Annotated in this window: 11 protein-coding genes and 3 pseudogenes; all 14 read left to right on the forward strand. The window is 65.5% G+C overall.

Going from position 1 to position 18,942, the window contains the following annotated elements:
- Positions 1 to 537 precede the first annotated feature (537 nt).
- A pseudogene (locus ABZ208_RS34280) lies at positions 538 to 831 on the forward strand (carbamoyltransferase N-terminal domain-containing protein); the annotation flags it as partial.
- 205 nt (positions 832 to 1,036) lie between these two features.
- Positions 1,037 to 1,294, forward strand: a complete 258-nt coding sequence (locus tag ABZ208_RS34285; protein ID WP_356913350.1) for a carbamoyltransferase C-terminal domain-containing protein — start codon at positions 1,037 to 1,039, stop codon at positions 1,292 to 1,294.
- Positions 1,295 to 1,311: 17 nt separating this feature from the next.
- Positions 1,312 to 1,743, forward strand: coding sequence for a GFA family protein (locus ABZ208_RS34290; protein WP_356913351.1), 432 nt, complete (start codon positions 1,312 to 1,314; stop codon positions 1,741 to 1,743).
- 22 nt (positions 1,744 to 1,765) lie between these two features.
- Positions 1,766 to 2,164, forward strand: coding sequence for a Rid family hydrolase (locus ABZ208_RS34295; protein ID WP_356913352.1), 399 nt, complete (start codon positions 1,766 to 1,768; stop codon positions 2,162 to 2,164).
- A gap of 97 nt (positions 2,165 to 2,261) precedes the next feature.
- Positions 2,262 to 10,940 carry an amino acid adenylation domain-containing protein gene (locus ABZ208_RS34300; protein ID WP_356913353.1) on the forward strand — a complete coding sequence of 2,893 codons (8,679 nt, stop codon included), beginning with the start codon at positions 2,262 to 2,264 and terminating at the stop codon, positions 10,938 to 10,940.
- Complete coding sequence (locus ABZ208_RS34305) at positions 10,940 to 11,410, forward strand: VOC family protein (RefSeq protein WP_356913354.1); 471 nt, start codon at positions 10,940 to 10,942, stop codon at positions 11,408 to 11,410. Before ABZ208_RS34300 ends, ABZ208_RS34305 begins: the two co-directional genes overlap by 1 nt.
- Positions 11,411 to 11,550: 140 nt before the next feature.
- Positions 11,551 to 12,318 carry a hypothetical protein gene (locus ABZ208_RS34310; protein WP_356913355.1) on the forward strand — a complete coding sequence of 256 codons (768 nt, stop codon included), beginning with the start codon at positions 11,551 to 11,553 and terminating at the stop codon, positions 12,316 to 12,318.
- Positions 12,315 to 13,619: a peptide ligase PGM1-related protein gene (locus ABZ208_RS34315; protein WP_356913356.1), complete on the forward strand. Its 1,305-nt coding sequence runs from the start codon at positions 12,315 to 12,317 to the stop codon at positions 13,617 to 13,619. Before ABZ208_RS34310 ends, ABZ208_RS34315 begins: the two co-directional genes overlap by 4 nt.
- Positions 13,620 to 13,621: 2 nt before the next feature.
- Positions 13,622 to 14,608 carry a fatty acid desaturase gene (locus tag ABZ208_RS34320; protein ID WP_356913357.1) on the forward strand — a complete coding sequence of 329 codons (987 nt, stop codon included), beginning with the start codon at positions 13,622 to 13,624 and terminating at the stop codon, positions 14,606 to 14,608.
- Positions 14,605 to 15,609 (forward strand): hypothetical protein, encoded by a 1,005-nt coding sequence (locus tag ABZ208_RS34325; protein WP_356913358.1) that lies wholly within the window; start codon positions 14,605 to 14,607, stop codon positions 15,607 to 15,609. Before ABZ208_RS34320 ends, ABZ208_RS34325 begins: the two co-directional genes overlap by 4 nt.
- Positions 15,606 to 16,814 carry a hypothetical protein gene (locus ABZ208_RS34330; protein ID WP_356913359.1) on the forward strand — a complete coding sequence of 403 codons (1,209 nt, stop codon included), beginning with the start codon at positions 15,606 to 15,608 and terminating at the stop codon, positions 16,812 to 16,814. Before ABZ208_RS34325 ends, ABZ208_RS34330 begins: the two co-directional genes overlap by 4 nt.
- A gap of 115 nt (positions 16,815 to 16,929) precedes the next feature.
- Positions 16,930 to 17,130 (forward strand): annotated as a pseudogene (locus ABZ208_RS34335) (MbtH family protein); the annotation flags it as partial.
- Positions 17,131 to 17,187: 57 nt separating this feature from the next.
- Positions 17,188 to 17,391, forward strand: a pseudogene (locus tag ABZ208_RS34340) (acyl carrier protein); the annotation flags it as partial.
- Positions 17,388 to 18,938, forward strand: a complete 1,551-nt coding sequence (locus tag ABZ208_RS34345) for an AMP-binding protein (protein ID WP_356913360.1) — start codon at positions 17,388 to 17,390, stop codon at positions 18,936 to 18,938. The pseudogene ABZ208_RS34340 and the gene ABZ208_RS34345, both read left to right, overlap by 4 nt.
- The last annotated feature ends 4 nt before the right edge of the window (positions 18,939 to 18,942 follow it).

The following is an 18,942-nucleotide window of genomic DNA, read 5'->3' on the forward strand; positions in this document are numbered from 1 at the left end:
GAGGACGGCGAGTTCCGCTTCTCCTACGAGAGCGAGAACGACTCGTTCCCGCGGTACGGGGAAATCGCCCCAACCGCTGGTGCCGAGGCCATGGCGCACACCGATGGCATCCCTGACGTCATCTGCATCAGAGGCTGGGCCAAGGGGTTTCATTCTACGGATCGGCAGCTCAGCGCCGGCTATTTCGGCTGGTCCGAAGAGAAGACACAGGTCGGGAAGTCGCGGATCTTCGGGCAGGAGGTCACCACCTTCAGCTCCATCCACGAGCGGTCCCACCTCATGTCGGCTTTCGGCATGGCGCCCTTCGCACCCGACCAGCAGGCCTACGGCCTGGTATGGGAGGGGAACATCGGCAACCTCTATCTCTACCGGCCCGGCGGCGGGGTCGAGCTGCTCCGGTCCGTCATGGCAGAGCCTGGCAACAAGTACCAGTACGTGTTCGCCGCTGGAGACCCGACCACCACCGACGAGCACAGGGAATTCCGTTACTCGAACGCCGACAGGATGATGGCGCTCACCGGGTTCTCAGACCTCCCCATGGACACCCCGGAGCAGCAGAAGCTGATCGCAACGAAGTCCGACTTCCGGGGCAGCCCCTTCTGCAACGTGGGCGTGGAATGTCAGGAGTTCAAGGATCTCGCTTGGCGGCACTCCGAGCGGATTTTCCATTCCTTCCTCGACGAGGCCACGGAGGTCTTCACGGCCGGATATCCGTTGCTGATCTCCGGCGGTTGCGGGCTCAACTGCCACTGGAACGCAAAGTGGCGAGACACTGGTTTCTTCGAGTACGTCTTCATCTCTCCTGTGCCGAATAACACCGGCTCCGCTATTGGCACAGCGATTGACGCTGAGCGGCATCTCTTCGGCGAATCCAGGATTTTCTGGAACATCTACAGCGGCCAGGACATCGTGACCGACTGCCCGAAGGAGAGCGCCGAATTCGCGTATGTCAAGGCTGAGATCGGCCCGCGCGCGCTGGGTAACCGGTCGCTGCTCGCCTCGCCGCAGGCGCCCGGGATTCCGGCCGGTGGCGCCGATGCGTCGACTGGAGGACGTGTCGCGGTACTTCGAGTGGTCGGGGCCGAGCCCGTTCATGCTCTTCTTTCAGCGCGTCCGGAAGCCAGAGCTGATCCCCGGGGTGACCCATGTCGACCACAGCTCCCGGGTTCAGACCGTGACGACTGAGGAGAACCGGCGTATCCACGCCCTACTCACGGCGATGGATCGGACGTCCGGTGTCGGCGTGCTCTGCAACACGTCTCTGAACTTCTACTACCGGAACCGATCGAAATGAGTAAAGGACTACCGACGGTGACCACTTCGGACGACACGCTTCCTGACATCCCCGGGCGTCAGTGGGTGGACGGAAGCTGTCACTGCGAGAACGTGTCGTTCTCGATCGCCCTGACGACAAACCTCACCATCTGCATGTGCAACTGCGGGATCTGTTACAAGTCCGGGCACCAGGAACTGATGATGCCTGAGGAATTCTTTGTCCTGCATCGCGGGCAGGAATTCCTGAAGCCCTATCGGTTCGGCACGAAGGTCGCAGACCACACTTTTTGCGTGGTGTGCGGAATCATGCCGTTCTACCGGCCGCGCTCGCACCCGGAGGGTTTCTTCAGCGTGAATGCCCGGTGCCTGGAATCGCTCGACTTCGCGGACAGTATCGAGTACGCGGAGTTCGACGGTAAGAACTGGGAACAGGCCATCGCTGCCGGACAGCACAAGCTCACTGAATAGTCCGGATTAAGGGAACAATGTCATGGAAAAACACATGGGGGATGGCATGAGGGTCGTGAACTCCGGCAGCATGTTCGAGCGCGATTTCGGCTATGCGCGTGCGGTCCGGCTCGGGCCGGTGGTCTGTGTCTCCGGATGCACTGCGGCCGGAATGACTGGCGGGGATATGAAGGACATGGCCACGCAGACAGCCGAGGCCATGCGCCGGGCGGGCGAGGCGATGGAGCAGCTTGGCGCCGGCTGGGCAGATGTTGTACGGACGCGGTTCTTCGTCACGGATATCGACGCGTGGCGGGCCGTGGGTACTGTACACAAGGAACTCCTGGGAGACGCTCGACCGGCGACATCGATTGTCGAAGTCAGCAAATTGGTGCTGCCCGAGTTGATGGTCGAGATCGAAGTCGACGCATATCTGCCGTGACGCTGTGAATCAGCCGATGCCGTGACCGCAACCGGTCACCCGGAATGGGTGACCGGTTGCCGAATCCAGGAATCCGTGACCGTGCCAGGGGGTTGTTGTGCGTGGGTTTGTGCATGCGTGGTTCGAGGAGCAGGCTGCTCGGGGTCCAGACGCTGCCGCGGTCTCGTGCGGTGATGAGCGGGTTTCCTACGCGGAGCTGAACGCACGGGCCAATCGTTTCGCGCGCGAGTTGGTGGGGCGCGGTGTCGGGCCCGAGGTCCGGGTGGTGGTGCTGCTGGAGCAGTCGGTGGACCTGGTGGTCGCGCTGCTGGCGGTGCTGAAGGCGGGTGGGGTGTACGTGCCGGTCGACCCGGGTTATCCCGTGGCACGGATCGACTACGTGTTGAGTGACTGCGGCGCGGCAGTCGTGGTGCGCGAGCAGGGGTTGGGCACCGGAGAAGGCGACGGCTCCGATCTGGGGGACAAGGACCGGCTGTGTGCCCTGTCGGCCCGCAACGCTGCGTACGTCATCTACACCTCGGGCTCGACCGGTCGTCCGAAGGGCGTGGTTGTCGAGCATGAGGCGTTTGCCGCGTATGTTGCCCGCACTCGTACCGTCTATCCCGGCCTGGACGCGGACAGCCTCGCCCACCTCTCCCAGGCCTTCGACTTCTCCGCTCCCGGCCTGTACGGGCCGTTGGTCTCCGGAGGACATGTGCGGCTCGGTGATCTCGCCTCGGCGGCCGGCGCACGGCCGGCTGTGCTCACCTGCACCCCCAGCCATCTCGCCCTGCTCAAGCACCTCGGGGACCCGGTCGCGCCGACCGACCTCCTGCTCATTGCTGGCGAGGCCCTCGAGGGTGCCGCCCTGCGCGACTGGCGTCGGCGCTACCCGGACGTGACGGTGATCAACAGCTACGGGCCCACCGAGGCCATTGTCACCTGCTCGGAATACCTGCTGCCGACCGGCGATGTGCCGGACGGCGCGGTGCCGATCGGCGACCCCTATGAGGGCGTCACCCACTTCGTGCTCGACGAGCGCCTGCAGCCGGTGGCCAACGGTGAGACGGGCGAACTGTACGTGGGAGGCGTCCAACTCGCGCGTGGCTACGGCGGGCGCCCCGGGCTGACCGCGGAACGCTTTGTGGCCTGCCCGTTCGCCCCTGGAGAGCGGATGTACCGGACCGGGGACCTGGTTCGGTACCGCGAGGACGGCCAATTGTGCTTCGTCCGTCGTGCCGACAACCAGGTGAAGGTAAGGGGCTTCCGCATCGAGCTCGGCGAGGTCGAGGCTGCACTGCTTGAGACCCCCGGGGTGGCCGGCGCGGGAGCGGCTGTCCACCGGGCCGGTCCTGGAGATGACCGACTGGTCGGATATGTCGTGCCTGCCCCCGGCGTCTGGCTGGACGGTGCAGAGGTGCGCGCCCATGTGGGCCGCCTCCTGGCCGCTCACATGGTGCCGATCCGCGTCGAGGTCCTCGACATCTTGCCGCTTACCGCTCACGGCAAGCTGGACCGGGCTGCCCTGCCTACGCCGGACTTCGCTGCGGCCGCATCCCGGGAACACCGCGAGGCGGGCTCCGCGGACGAAGCGTTGCTTTGCGAGCTCTACGCCGAGGTTCTCGGTCTGGACAGCGTTGGCCCCGACGACGGCTTCTTCGACCTCGGTGGGCACTCCCTGCTGGCGCTGCGGCTTGCGGCCCGCGTCAAGTCGCTGAAGGGCGTGCTGCTCACCGTCCAGGACATTTACGAGGCGCGTACCCCTGCTGGTTTGGCGGTGGTGGTGGGGGGTCGTGGGGTGGTGTCGGGTGGTGGTTTGGTGCGGCGTGTGCGGCCTGGGGTGGTGCCGTTGTCGTTCGCGCAACTGCGGTTGTGGTTTGTGGCGGGTTTGGGGGGTGGTTCTGCGGCTTACAACGTGCCGTTGGTGGTGCGGTTGGTGGGGGATGTGGATGTGGTTGCGTTGGTAGGTGCGGTGGGGGATGTGGTGGAGCGGCATGAGGTGTTGCGGACGGTGTTGGTGGAGGTGGATGGGGTTCCCCAGCAGGTAGTCCGGGGTGTTGGTGAAGTGGGTTCGTTGGTGTGTGTGGAGCAGGTTGATGCGGACGGTGCAGAGGGGCGTGTGCGGGAGGTATGCGGTTTCGAGTTTGATCTGTCGGCTGATGTTCCGGTGCGTGTGTGGCTGCTGGAGGTGGGTGAAGGCGGGGGCGAGTGGGTGTTGGTGATGGTGGTGCATCACGTGGCTTGTGACGGTTGGTCGATGGGGCCGTTGATGCGGGATGTGGAGGTGGCTTACAGAGCGCGTTTGGGGGGTGGTGCTCCCGGGTGGGGTGAGTTGCCGGTGCAGTACGCGGATTTTGCTTTGTGGCAGCGGGAGTTTTTGGGTTCGGGGGACGTGGTCGAGCGCCAGTTGGCTTTTTGGGAGGGGGTGTTGAGTGGTCTGCCTGAGGAGTTGGGGCTGCCGTTTGACCGAGTGAGGCCGGCGGTTTCGTCTTTTCGGGGTGGGGTTGTTGGGTTTGTGGTGGGTGAGAGTGTTCATGGTGGGTTGGTGGAATTGGGGCGTGGGTTGGGTGCGACGCCGTTCATGGTGTATCAGGCGGTTTTGGCGGTGTTGTTGGGGAAGTTGGGTGGTGGGGTTGACATCCCGATCGGGACGCCGGTGGCGGGTCGTTCGGATGAGGCGTTGGATGATTTGGTGGGATTTTTCGTCAATACAGTGGTGACGCGGGCGGATTTGTCGGGGGATCCGTCATTCGTGGAGGTGGTGGAGCGGGTCCGGGATTGGGATGTCGCCGCGTGGGCGCATCAGGACGTGCCGTTCGAGCAGGTAGTCGAACGACTGAACCCCCACCGCACCCTCTCCCGGAATCCGCTTTTCCAAGTCTCCATGACCGTGCAATCTCTTGAGGTGCTCATAGACCTCCCGGGAGTCGAGTGCACCAGCCGCAGCATCGCCCCCCGCGGCGTTTCCCGCTTCGACCTCCACGTCAATTTCGACCCGCAGTTCACCCCGGACGGCGCCCCGGCCGGGGTCCCTGGCGAAATCGAGTACAACGCGGACGTCTTCGACGAGGAGACCGCCGAACGGATCGCCCGCCGACTGGAAACCCTCCTCACCGAGTTGGCGAACGACCCGAGTCTGCGGCTCTCACAGCTACGGCTGTTGACCGACGCCGAGCAGGCCCTCGTGTTGCCGCCACGGGACCTGCCCCACCCGGCCGGCACCCTGCCTGCATACCTCGAGACCCTGGCGGCGGAGCAGCCGTTGGACGTGGCAGTCGAGGAGGGCGACACCTTGATCACTTTCGCCGACCTGAACGCCGCCGCCAACCGGCTTGCCCGATATCTCGTCGCGCAGGGCGTGGGCGCCGAGGAGCTTGTCGCGCTCGAACTGCCGCGCGGCATCGACTATGTCACCGCGCTGTGGGCCGTACTCAAGGCCGGCGCCGCTTTTCTGCCGTTGGACCCGCAGAATCCGCCCCAGCGCCGGGCTGCGATGTGCGAGGACGTACGGCCTTCTCTCATCCTCGACAGGATCCCCGGCCCGGACACCCTTGCCCGACACGGCGTGGACAACCTCACGAACGTCGATCGCATCCGCCCACTGCGGCCCGAGCACCTCTGCTACGCCCTCTTCACATCGGGATCTACCGGCCGCCCCAAGGCTGTGCAGATGGAGCACCGGGCGCTGGTGAACCTCGTTCGGTGGTGGCGTGCGCAGCAGAGCCCGGAGCGGGTGATGCAGTTTTCCGCCAGTGGGTTCGATGTCTCCGTCATGGAGATCCTGCTGGTCACCTGTGGCGGCGGCACGCTGCTTGTGCCGGACGAGGCGCTGCGCAAGGACCCGGACGCCCTGGTCGCTTGGATGGCACGGCGGCAGGTGTCATACGCCTTGGTCACCAATCTCGTACTGAACGCGATCGCCCGATCCGCTCTCCGGGCCGACGACAACCTGCAGGCGCTGCGCCGGGTGGCGCAGGCAGGCGAGCGGATGGTTCTCTCTGCTGACCTGCGGTGGCTTGCCGGGCGTGACGGCGGGTTGGTCGTCGAGAACTACTACGGGCCGACCGAGACCCATATGGCCACCGGTTACACCCTGCCCGCGCGTCCCGAAGCGTGGATCCCGGAGACGCCCGTGGGTCGGCCGATCCCTGGGGTGACCGCCTATGTGCTCGACGACTGGCTGCAGCCCGTTGCGCCCGGCGTGGTGGGCGAACTGTATGTGGGAGGCGCGCAGGTTGCCCGCGGCTATCTCGGGCGGCCCGGGCTGACGGCGGAGCGGTTCGTGGCGTGCCCGTTCGCGTCCGGGGAGCGGATGTACCGGACCGGAGATCTGGTCAAGTTCCGGGCCGATGGGGAACTGCTCTTTGTCGGGCGGGCCGACGCCCAGGTGAAGGTGCGTGGCTTCCGGATTGAACTGGGCGAGATCGAGGCGGCATTGCTGACGCATGAAGGTATCGCAGACGCCGCCTGCCTGGTCCACGAGCAGCGCGGTGGGCGCTCCACGCTGGTCGCGTATGTCGTTCCGCGGCATGCGGCACCCGATGAGAAGGCGGTGCGCGCGCATCTCACCGAACTGCTGCCCGCCTATATGATTCCCAACATCTTGCTCATGGTGGGGGAACTGCCTCTCACAGTGAACGGAAAACTGGACCGCGCGGCGCTGCCGACCCCTGAAATCCCCGTTGGCCGTGCGCCGGAGACCGAACATGAGAGGGTCGTTCTCGAGGTGTTTCGGGATGTTCTTGAAGCCCCGAACTGCACAGTCGAGGATGACTTCTTCGCCATGGGCGGACACTCTCTCAACGCGGTACGGACTGCCGCCCGGATCCGGCAGCGGACCGGTGTGGACATCACCGTCCAGGACATTTACGAGGCGCGTACCCCTGCTGGTTTGGCGGTGGTGGTGGGGGGTCGTGGGGTGGTGTCGGGTGGTGGTTTGGTGCGGCGTGTGCGGCCTGGGGTGGTGCCGTTGTCGTTCGCGCAACTGCGGTTGTGGTTTGTGGCGGGTTTGGGGGGTGGTTCTGCGGCTTACAACGTGCCGTTGGTGGTGCGGTTGGTGGGGGATGTGGATGTGGATGCGTTGGTAGGTGCGGTGGGGGATGTGGTGGAGCGGCATGAGGTGTTGCGGACGGTGTTGGTGGAGGTGGATGGGGTTCCCCAGCAGGTAGTCCGGGGTGTTGGTGAAGTGGGTTCGTTGGTGTGTGTGGAGCAGGTTGATGCGGACGGTGCAGAGGGGCGTGTGCGGGAGGTATGCGGTTTCGAGTTTGATCTGTCGGCTGATGTTCCGGTGCGTGTGTGGCTGCTGGAGGTGGGTGAAGGCGGGGGCGAGTGGGTGTTGGTGATGGTGGTGCATCACGTGGCTTGTGACGGTTGGTCGATGGGGCCGTTGATGCGGGATGTGGAGGTGGCTTACAGAGCGCGTTTGGGGGGTGGTGCTCCCGGGTGGGGTGAGTTGCCGGTGCAGTACGCGGATTTTGCTTTGTGGCAGCGGGAGTTTTTGGGTTCGGGGGACGTGGTCGAGCGCCAGTTGGCTTTTTGGGAGGGGGTGTTGAGTGGTCTGCCTGAGGAGTTGGGGCTGCCGTTTGACCGAGTGAGGCCGGCGGTTTCGTCTTTTCGGGGTGGGGTTGTTGGGTTTGTGGTGGGTGAGAGTGTTCATGGTGGGTTGGTGGAATTGGGGCGTGGGTTGGGTGCGACGCCGTTCATGGTGTATCAGGCGGTTTTGGCGGTGTTGTTGGGGAAGTTGGGTGGTGGGGTTGACATCCCGATCGGGACGCCGGTGGCGGGTCGTTCGGATGAGGCGTTGGATGATTTGGTGGGATTTTTCGTCAATACAGTGGTGACGCGGGCGGATTTGTCGGGGGATCCGTCATTCGTGGAGGTGGTGGAGCGGGTCCGGGATTGGGATGTCGCCGCGTGGGCGCATCAGGACGTGCCGTTCGAGCAGGTAGTCGAACGACTGAACCCCCACCGCACCCTCTCCCGGCACTCTCTCTTCCAAGTGCTGCTCTCGATGAACAGCACCGACGCCCAACCGCTGCAGCTCGACAGCGTGGACGTGACCCCGCTACCCGCACCCATCACCGGGGCCAAGTTCGACCTCACCTTCACGCTTGATGAGAACCGCCCCGGTACCCTCTCGGGCGGTGCCACCGGCACCATCGAATACGCCCGTGACCTGTTCGACGAAGCCACCGTCGAAGCGATCGCCCAACGTTTCGTCACTCTGCTTGGTCTCCTCGCCTCCGAGCCCACCCGACGGCTCTCCGGAATATCTCTCCTCGAGGCCCAGGAGCAGGAGACAACGCCGGCGCCGAGTGAACCCGTCGCCGACGGGTTCGTGCACGAGTGGTTCGAGGTCCAGGCGCAGCGGGCTCCGGACGCGGTCGCAGTGTCGTCGGGGACAGAGTCGCTCTCCTACGCAGAGCTGAACACGCGGGCAAACCGCTTCGCACGCGAGCTGGTGGGGCGCGGTGTCGGGCCCGAGGTACGGGTCGCGATCCTGCTGGAGCCCTCCGTGGACCTGGTGGTCGCTCTCCTCGGAGTTCTCAAGGCGGGCGGCGCCTACGTGCCCGTGGACCCGGGCTATCCGGCGGCACGGGTCGACTTCGTCCTCGGTGACTGCGGAGCGTCCGTCGTGGTGCGTGAGGCGGGCGTGGGCCTGGGTGCCGGCGACGGCTCGGACCTGAGGGACGAGGACCGGCTGGGCATCCTCTCACCTCGTAACGCCGCGTATGTGATCTATACCTCGGGCTCGACCGGCCGTCCGAAGGGTGTTGTCGTGGAACACGCGGCCTTCGCCGCCTACGTCGGCTGGGCCCGCACCGCTTACCCCGGTGCCCCTGGCACCAGTACCTGCCATCTCTCCACTTCTTTCGACGCCAGCATTACCACCCTCTACGCCCAGCTGACCACTGGCGGACAGGTCGTGCTGGCCGCCCTGACAGACAGGGCCGCCGCCCTGCCCGGCTCCACACTGCTCAAATGCACCCCTAGCCATCTGCCGATCCTGCAGTCGCACCCCGCTGCCAGCCCCGAGCAGTGCCTGATCACCGGCGGCGAGGCACTTGAGGGTGCGGCCCTGCGCGACTGGCGTCGCTGGAACCCCGACGTCACCGTGGTGAATGCCTACGGCCCCACCGAAACCGTCGTCAACTGTGGTGAGTACCGACTGCCCCCGGGCGACACCGCTGACGGCCCGGTTCCTATCGGCCGCCCGTTCCCCGGCACCGCGTTCCACGTGCTGGACCAGTGGCTGCGGCCAGTGCCCCCCGGAGTGGTCGGCGAACTGTATGTGTCCGGTGCTCAGCTGGCCCGTGGTTACGGTGGGCGCCCCGGGTTGACGGCGGAACGTTTCGTGGCCTGCCCGTTCACCTTGGGACAGCGCATGTACCGGACCGGTGACCTGGTGAGACGGCGCCGGGACGGTGAGCTGGTGTTCGCCGGCCGGGCCGACGGACAAGTGAAGGTACGGGGCTTCCGTATTGAACCTGGCGAGATCGAGGCTGCGTTGCTGGACGTTCCTGGCGTCGCAGCCGCGGCTGCCCTCGTGCACAGGGTCGGTGCCGGTGACGACCGGTTGGTCGGCTACGCCGTACCTGCCCCAGGCCTGCGGCTGGACCCGGCGCAGATACGGGAACGGGTGGCGCGCCTTGTGCCTGATTACATGGTGCCGGCCCGCGTCGAGGTGCTCGACGCGCTGCCGCTCACCGCCCACGGCAAACTGGACCGGACCGCCCTGCCAGTACCGGACTTCTCCGCTGCCGTGACCGGGTCAGCCCGCGAACCGGCCTCCCGCGACGAGGCGCTCTTGTGCGATCTGTACGCCGAGGTGCTGGGCCTGGACGAGGTTGGCCCAGACGACAGCTTCTTCGAACTTGGTGGCCACTCCCTACTGGTCTTCCGGCTGGCCGCCCGAACTGCTGAGCTCCTGGGCGTCAAACTGACCATCAAGGACCTTTTCGACCAGCCCACTCCGGCTGGACTCGCCAGCGAGCTTGGCGGAGAACGGTCCAGCGACCCATACGCTCCGCTGCTGCGCATACGCGAGGGCGCCGCACCTCCGCTCTTCTGCGTGCACCCTGCGGCCGGCGTGGGCTGGGTCTACTCCGGCTTGTTGCGCACTCTGGTGGAGGACTGCCCGGTCTACGCATTGCAGGCCCCGGGGCTCACTGGCGCGACGCACATGCCCGATACGGCCGACGAGTTGATCGAAGAGTATCTGGCCCGGATTCGCTCTGTTGCACCGAACGGGCCGTACCGACTGCTGGGCTGGTCTCTGGGAGGCGTGATCGCTCACCGGTTGGCCACTTCGCTGCAGGAGCAGGGCCACGAGGTGGAACTGCTCGCCCTCATGGACTGTCTGCCCGGCCACGATGACAGAGACACAGCAGTGGCACGCCGCACAGACATCTGTGCAGCCACCCACACGCACGACACCAGCGCCGGAATCTTCTCCGAAATCATGCAGTCCCTCGGCCGGACCGGAGCCGATACCGACGAGGTGACTGCTTGGTTGGGCGGCGAGGGAGAAAACGTGGCTGAGGTCTACTGCGGACTCAAGAAATTGTTTGCCGAGCCAAAACCGGATGTGTTCCGCGGTGACGTGCTGTTTTTTGGCTCGACCGACGGGGACAACATGAGCAAAATTCACGCATGGCAGCCATACGTCATGGGGTCACTCCATTTCACCGAAACGGCCGTTCCTCACGGCCACATGACCCGTCTTGAGCCGATCTCGCTTATTGCTGTGACGATCAATTCTCGACTGGCCGCCAAGAGTTCGGAGGTTCACGACTGATGCCAACCATTTCCGAAAAGCCGACCGTCCATCATGTGGCGGTCCAGACCAGCGATCTCGACAATGCCATACACTGGTACCGAGAATTCTTCAACGCCACCAGCACCTGGACGCTCGACAGGTTCTCGGAACTCACCCAGGAACGTCTTCCGGGAATTATCCGGCTCACCGAGGTCGAGTTGCATAATCTACGGCTCCATCTCTTCGAGCGGTCGGTCTTCACACTGGCCTCCGGGGCAACGGATGCTATTCAGTTCCAGCACATATGCCTCATCCTCGATTCGCACGAGGAGATGGTGACTTGGCGCGAGAAGTGGTTCGTGCTGCGTGACAGCGGAAAGTTCCACTTCGCCTCTGACGAGGAACCCACCGAGATCGTCGTGGATGACGACGGCATGGAGAGTTTTTACTTCCGCGATGTCAATGGACTCGAATTCGAGTTCTCCTGGTTCCCGAAGGGCACAGTATGAATGGCGCCTTGATCCGCTGGTCACTCACGTGTCCCTCCTCGAAAGGATGGGACTACGGCGACGAATGCTACGGAATAGAGCCCCTGGCCCTTCCTTGGCCGGAGGAGCCCTGGGTCATCGGCCCGACCGAGGCCGCCGAGTTGACTGACATGTGGGAGGAGCTCCTTCGCGACCGGCCGCTAGCCGTCGATCTGGACCCGGATCCGGAGACGCTCCACTGGTTCCGCTGGATCACGGGCCACCAGATGTCCTTCATCATCTGGCGGCTCATGGGCGATGTGCTGGAGGACCGTCGCAACGGCCACGTCGACAGGGATATGGCGGCGGAACAACTGACGCTGCTGGTCCAGGCGTACGCTGCCATGCTCAGTTACACCAGCCGCATGCCCGTTGATGTCTACAACGACGTCATCCGGCCTGGTCTGCGCCGGCTGCACCCGGCCTTCAGCGGCACCTGGGCCCCGGACTATGCCCCGATACGCCTGCTGCTCAGCGGACGCCAGGCAGATTTCCGAGAGAACGGCACACGGCTGTCGGACGCCACCCGCCGGCTGCAGAAGGTGCATGTCGAGGTGGCCCGGAAACTTGTGCCTGACGGCGCCTCACTCCTCACCGAGGCGAAGAACTCCTGGAACCTGCGCCACCCGAGGCAGTGGGGTTCGGTATACGACTGTGCCTTTCTAACCGTCCGGGCCTCTGTGCCGCGCACGGCTTTGATCAGTCAGATGGCCCGCAGGGCCAAGGCGATTCTCATCGACATTGACACGCATGATCTCGACCGGCCAGTGGCGTTTGACGGGCTGGACAAGAACCGGACGGAGCTGGACGGAACTCTCTCGGACCTGGTCCTCCGGGCCACGACCTGGGCGCTCTCCCGATCCAGATCCATCATTGGAGGGGCGCTGTGAGCCACACCTGCGCGCAGAGTCGTCGCATCCTGCTTGTCAACCTCGACGTGGCCTTCCCGCGGGCCGTTTACCGGCTGTTGTGGATGCTGCGCGAGCACGACGTCGTCGTCACCGCCTGCCCCGTCGAGGAGGAATTCCTTGCCTACGTCTGCGGGATTCTCGGCGTGAATCGGGACACCATCACCCTGGTCGTCCACGACACACTACTGACTGGCGAGGAACTCACCTCCCCACGGCTGGCGCGGGCCGTCCAGGACGCGCTGGCCCCTGGCCACGCGTCGGCCGATTACTTCCTCGAACCCTGCATGCTCACCGAGGGAGTCAGCCGGCTGTCCAGTTCCCTCGGCATACCGCTCGGCAACATGCTCCGCTTCGGTAGCGAGTACGGCTCAGACCTGCTCAACCGGAAGAGCCATTTCCGGCAACTTGCCGTCGGTGTCGGGCTGCCGGTCCCGGTGGGATCGATAGTCCATGACGCCGACGCGCTGGCCCGGGCTCTGCGCGAGTCGCTTCCGGCCACCGGTACGGTCATCGTCAAACGGGACAACGACCGCGGAGGCCGCGGCAACGCCGCCGTGACCATCAAGGACATCGACTGTGTGGCCGGCACCTTCGTCACCCATCGTGCGGCGGCCGATCCCGACCTCCAGGCCAAGGCCCTATGGGAAGAGTTGACCGGCTCCGTCAAAACGGCCTTGGTTGTCGAGGAGTACCACGACCACGAGGTCAGCTTCTATCTCGAGTTCTTGATCCACGACGACGGCAGCTTCACTTTTGTCGACAGCGGTACTGTCGACCGCCGCCGCCGCGGTGAGCCACCCGCAATGGAATGGATAGGCCTGCATCTCCCGGCCCGGCTCCCTGGCAACGAACTCGTCGAGGCCACCTTGCACTGCTCCAAGCTCGTCGAACTGTGCGCCCGCATTGGTTACCGTGGCTACATCAACGTCGACGGCATCGTCACGCCGGACGGTCGGATGTTCTACAACGAGGTCAACGCCCGGCTTGGCGGCGGACTCTCCCTCCATTTGATCGGCTGTGCACTGCTTGGCGACGGATTTTCCTCTCGCCACTACCTGATGAGCCTGCGCGATGTCCCGCCTCGGGACTTCGTCGTACTGCGGCAGATCCTCGCCGATAGCGGACTCGGATTCAGCCCGGCGACCGAGGAGGGCATCGTGGTCGTTGGCTACGACCCGACCCTGGAGAGGACGACGGAGTGTCTGCTTCTGGCCGCCGACCCGGATGCCGCGAAACGTCTTGAGCGGGATTTCCGCGTCGTCCTCGGGCAGAAGGGCTGACCATGAACAACTCTTCCGACCGTCTGATAGCGATCCAGCGGTTGCGGCAGCTCTCCACCCCCGGACGCCTCCGCGTTGCCCTGCGGGCCGGCACGGTGGCTGTCCTGCTGGCAGCTTGGGGCACAGCCGTGGCGATGGCCTTCACCTGGTGGCTGCTCGCCCTCGTACCGGTTACCGGATTCCTCCTTTCCGGCTTCATCAACGCTGCCCACGACTGCGTGCACCGCGCCCATGTGCGGTCCGTACGGGGAAACCGGCTGGCGGGTGTGGCCTGGGCGACACCGATCTTCCTCAACTTCAGCATCTACCGACAGCAGCACCTGACCCACCACCGCCATACTGGAGTCGAGGGTGACACTGAGCCGGAGACTGTTCTCACCAACCTGCGTGAATACCTTCACGACTTCTCCGCGATCGCCTTCTGGCCCAGCGTCTTCCGCCGGATGAAGCGCACCGTCATTGGCTCCTTCCCGGCCGGCGTCACCAACGACGCCCACCGGCGGGCAGCCCGGCAGGACAACACCGTGCTGATGTCGTGGCTCGCTCTCGTCCTGACGCTGACCGTGCTTGTCCCGCTCCCGTTGCTGGTCGGTTACTGGCTGCCGCTGGGCTGCGGCTACATATGGATCAGTTGGCTCAGCCTGCCCGAGCACTACGGCCTTTGGGGCGTTCCCGATGTCGACCGGAACACCCGGACCGTACTCGCGCCGGCGCTGCTGCGGTTCTTCCAATGGAACGGCAACTACCACGCCGAGCACCACCGCTACCCTGCGGTCGCCTCCGTCAAGCTGCACGAACTGGCCCGCGAGATCGGCCCCCACCCCGTCCAGGAACCGTCCTATCTCGCCTTCCACCGCCGATTGGTCATCTCGCTGGCTCGTGGTGACTTGGCGATGAACGACGTCCATGGTCTGAAGGCCGCGGCGGCTACAGACGCTGCAGAACCCGGCTGCCCGGAACCCGCGAGTCCAAGAGGTGCGCTCTCGTGACAGGCTCCCTGGTCACCGCTGCCACCCCGGGCACACCGCCGGCCGCCTGGGGCGACCCGGGCCGCTGGTTCGTCGAGGATGAGGCCGCCATTGCCGCGATCGACGCGCGCGGGGCATTTGACGAGACGGTCTTCCGCGACGGCCCCCAGACCCTTGGCGGCCTGGCCGTCGTCCGCTTCGACCGGATCGAGGTACTCAGCCGCGCGTCTCGCCGGGAACTTGGCCTGGACGGTCTCACCGGCCCCGTCACCCTTGTCGGCGGCGGACAGGCTCAGTGGCAGTCTGCCGTCTGGACCGTCCCCGGGGCACCCCGCGCGGAAGTCGTGCGGAACCTCGTCAGCCGGGCGGTTGTCCACTGTCGACAGGACGGCTCCACACCCGTCGCGCTCTTCGTCCGCCCCCAGGACGAGGCAGCCTTCGCTGCCGGCTTCGATGGCATGGCCGTCGCCCGTCCTGCAGAACCCTGCGCGCTTCTTGAACTCCCTGCGAACACCACCACAGACGGGTTCATCGCCGGACTGCCTGACCGCAAGGTCCGCCAGAACTGGAACCGAGACCTCCGTGACCGGCGCGATCTGGGACTCGAGTGCAGCGTTGTCGACCTCACCCCGGAGGTCGCCCGGGCGGCCGCCGAAGGCGTGGCGCACGTACGCGCCGGCAACGGCACGCCGGACCACCCGCGGATCGCTGCCTGGCGGCTCACTGAGTCTCGTAGGCGGCCGGGGGAGCACCGGGTCATCCGGCTGAGCCAGGACGGCGTACCTGTCTCGCACATCTTTGTCACGCTACTCGGCGACTACATGAGCGTGCACGCTCTCAGTCTCGGCGTGCATCCGCACCGTCGCACGCTCTACCACCAGACCTTTTTGAACAGCGTGGACTTGGCGTGTGCCATGGGCGTGCGCACCGTCGTATTCGGGCAGGGACATCTGATGCCGAAGGTCGCACGCGGTTGCGTGCTGGAACCCCGCGGTCGGTTCATCGCAGAGGCGACCGCATGAACGGGCAATCCGGTCCGGTCACCCTTTGGCAGGAGAGTTACCTTTCCCAGCCCACCCGCTTGGCAGGGGCCTCGCGCAGTGGGAAGACTCTCTACTCCACGACTGGTCCTGTTGACATTGGCCTCCTGTGCGCCGCGTACGATCATGTGGTCGCAGCCCACCCTGCACTGCGGTCGACGCACCGCCACGGTTCCCAAGGCTGGCAGCAGTTCGCCGATCCATGCCCGGCACCGGTCCGGGCTCAGCCGCTGGGCGGCGGCATCGCCATCGGCCCCGCGACCTTCGACGACGACGCCGGCCGCGCCCTGCGGATCGAGGTCGTCCCCACAGGACACGGCACCGAGCTTGCGTTCTGTCTCGACTTCGTATTTCTCGATGGCACCGCGCTCGAGCGGGTGCTGTGCGAGCTGCTCGATGCCTATGACCGTCTGCTGCGCGGAGAGGAACTTGGCACGCCCAAGGAGTGCACCCCGCCGTGGACGATTGCGGCGTGGCAGCGCAGCCGGGCGGAGGCTTCGGCCGATGCCGTGTTCGCCTATTGGGAGCGGGAATTGGGCACTGAACAAGTGCGGCCCTTCTACACCCCGCCGGAAAGGCCGGGCGAGGCAGGCTCGGCGGTCCGCCCGCTGCCGAAGGTCGACCGGGAGGAGCTCGGCCGTATCGCACGCCGTCGGCACGTCTCGCCTTTCCTGCTCGTCCTGAGCTCGGTGGCTCGTAGCCTTTCGCCCGAGAGCACCGGTCGGATTGCCGTCCGCTCGCCTTTCCGCGGCCGGATGTTCTCGCCAGACCCCGATGCCGTGATGACTACGGCCAACACTCTGCCCGTAGTCTGCGACATCGGTGGCGACCAGGCGCGGGACGCCGCGATGTTGCGGAAGCGGCTGCTGCAGGCGATGCGGGCAGAGTTCATCCCCGCTCGGATGGTGGAGGCCGTGCTCCAGGAGCGTGGCACCTTGGCGCAGCCGCTACGAACGATGCCCTTCGTTGTGGTCAACGAAGGTCGCGGGCTCCGGCTCGGGCCGCACCTCATGACGGCCCGGGCCGCTGAGGCGGCGGATGTCCGGCAGGCGCCGCTCGTCGTGCATTTGAACGTCTTCGACGATCGGAGCGAATTGCGCTGCCATTACGACCGCTCTGTGATCGGTCCGCAGGCCATGGAGGATTTCCTGGACAGGGTCTGCGCCGAGCTCTTGGGGAGGGTGTGACGGGCAGTGCTCGCTAGGGTGCCTGCCTGGTTTCTGGGCGACGGTTTCCTCTGCTTCGAGGCGGATTCCCAACTCGGAAGTCTGCCATTTCAGAATTAGGATGGTGATGGTGATGGTGAGTCAGAATCCCTTCGACGACGTGGACGGACGCTTTCTCGTGGTGGTGAATGCTGAGGAGCAGCACTCGCTGTGGCCCAAGTTTGCCGAGGTGCCTGCCGGGTGGCGGATTGCGTTCGGAGAGTCCACTCGGCAGAAATGTCTGGAATACATTGAGGACAACTGGACGGACATGCGTCCGAAAAGCTTGCGGAAAGCCGCGGTTGGAGGTCCGGGACAAGAGCCCATGAGTGAGCTGGCCGCATACATTCTCGACGCCGTGCGGAAGGTCATCCCGGATCCGCCTGACGACATCTCCGTGACCGACAACTTCTTCGATCTGGGTGGAGAATCCCAGAGCGCCGTCGAGTTGATGACGGTGGTCGAGGCCGCTTATCCGGTGGAGTTCCCCATCGAGGTCCTCTTCGCCTCCGGACGGCTCGCCGACGTGATCCGTGAGTGCGAGCGGGGTCTCGGATGACTGGCCTGACGATCGTTGACCGGTTGAGAGAGTCGGTGGGGCGGTGGCCCAGGCATCCCGCGATCGAGGATCACGGGGAATCGGTTTCTTACAGGGACCTGGCCGAGCAAGTCGCCACCGTGACTGCCGCTCTTGACGATGGGGGCAGTCCGGTCGCTCTCTGCATGCCCCCGTCCGTCACCTCGATCGTCTCCTATTGGGCGGTGCTGGCCTCCGGCCGGCCGGTGGTCCCGCTGGCTCCGTCGAGTGGGGAAGAGCATCTGAAGGAGGTCTGCCGACTTGCCGGCGTCACGACGATGCTGGTCGGCGAGATCCCGGCCGACCGGCCCGCGGTTGCCCCGCCGGGCGTGCAGATGGTGACGCCGCGCGAACTCGCTGCAGCAGGCCGGCTGGGACGCGGGCGCCCAGGGCCCACCTCGGATGACCCCGCCTACATCTTGTTCACCTCCGGGTCGACAGGTGCCCCGAAGGGAGTTGTGATCAGCCACGCTGCGATCGACGCGTATTGCGCGGTGTCGGCGGACCAGTCCGGGATCACGGTCGGCGACCGGGCGTCGCACCAGTTCGCGATGACATTCGACCTGTCGGTCTTTGACATGGTGACAACGCTGGTGAGCGGCGCGACTGTGGTGGTCCCCAGCGCTGCCGAGCGCCGGATGCCGGTAAGGTATGTGAACGGGCGGAGGCTGACACACTGGTTCTCGGTACCTTCCGTGGTCACCCTCGCCGTCCGGACTCGTGCACTGGCCGACGGCTCGATGCCCACGCTCCGCCACAGCATGTTCTGTGGTGAGCCCCTGACTTGGAACACCGTCGACGCCTGGCATCGGGCGGCGCCTCAGTCCCGGATCGCCAACGCCTACGGCCCTACCGAACTTACCGTCGCCTGCAGCTACTACGAGCTTCCGCGCTCCCCCGGGGAATGGCCCCGCGAGGAGTGCGACACCGTGCCGATCGGCTCCGTCAACCCTGGGCTGGACGCGGTTCTTCTGGACGGGCATCAAGTCGTCAGCGGCACCAAGGGCGAGCTGTGCGTACGGGGGCCGCAGCGGCTGACGTCGTATCTCGACGCCGCGGACAATGTGGGTCGTTTCCTGGGCGGCGACGGAGCCCTCGTTGACGCCGCTACCCAGCGAGCGGCCAGCCCGGACCTCTACTACCGCACGGGTGACCAGGTCTGCCGTACCGAGGCAGGGCTGGTCTTCCGGCAGCGCCTCGACCGACAGGTGAAGATCACCGGATACCGGGTCGACCTGGTCGACGTCGAGGTGGCATTGCGGAATTGTGACGGAGTGGACGATGCAGCGGCGGTGGCCGTCGAAATCGCGTTTGACAAGGAACTGGTGGCTTTCGTCACCGGACCGGCTGACACCACGCTGCTGCTGCGCCAGCTCAAGACGGCCCTGCCGCAGCACATGGTGCCTCGGCGAATTATCGCGACGTCGGCGTTCCCGCTCAACAGCCGCGGAAAGATCGACCATGCACGACTGGCCGAGTATGCAAGGCTCCGCCGTGAAGCCGCCTCCGGCGCCAACCGGGAGCAATGAGAAC

Origin of the sequence: Streptomyces sp. NPDC006208 (assembly GCF_040613775.1) — a bacterium.
In the GTDB taxonomy this organism is placed as follows: Bacteria; Actinomycetota; Actinomycetes; order Streptomycetales; family Streptomycetaceae; genus Streptomyces.

Bases quoted from the DNA above. Each gene is read 5' to 3' on its own strand.
- ABZ208_RS34285 (WP_356913350.1), top strand. From the start codon at position 1,037: ATGCGTCGACTGGAGGACGTGTCGCGGTACTTCGAGTGGTCGGGGCCG.
- ABZ208_RS34345 (WP_356913360.1), top strand. From the start codon at position 17,388: ATGACTGGCCTGACGATCGTTGACCGGTTGAGAGAGTCGGTGGGGCGG.
- ABZ208_RS34295 (WP_356913352.1), top strand. From the start codon at position 1,766: ATGGAAAAACACATGGGGGATGGCATGAGGGTCGTGAACTCCGGCAGC.
- ABZ208_RS34330 (WP_356913359.1), top strand. From the start codon at position 15,606: ATGAACGGGCAATCCGGTCCGGTCACCCTTTGGCAGGAGAGTTACCTT.
- ABZ208_RS34305 (WP_356913354.1), top strand. From the start codon at position 10,940: ATGCCAACCATTTCCGAAAAGCCGACCGTCCATCATGTGGCGGTCCAG.
- ABZ208_RS34320 (WP_356913357.1), top strand. From the start codon at position 13,622: ATGAACAACTCTTCCGACCGTCTGATAGCGATCCAGCGGTTGCGGCAG.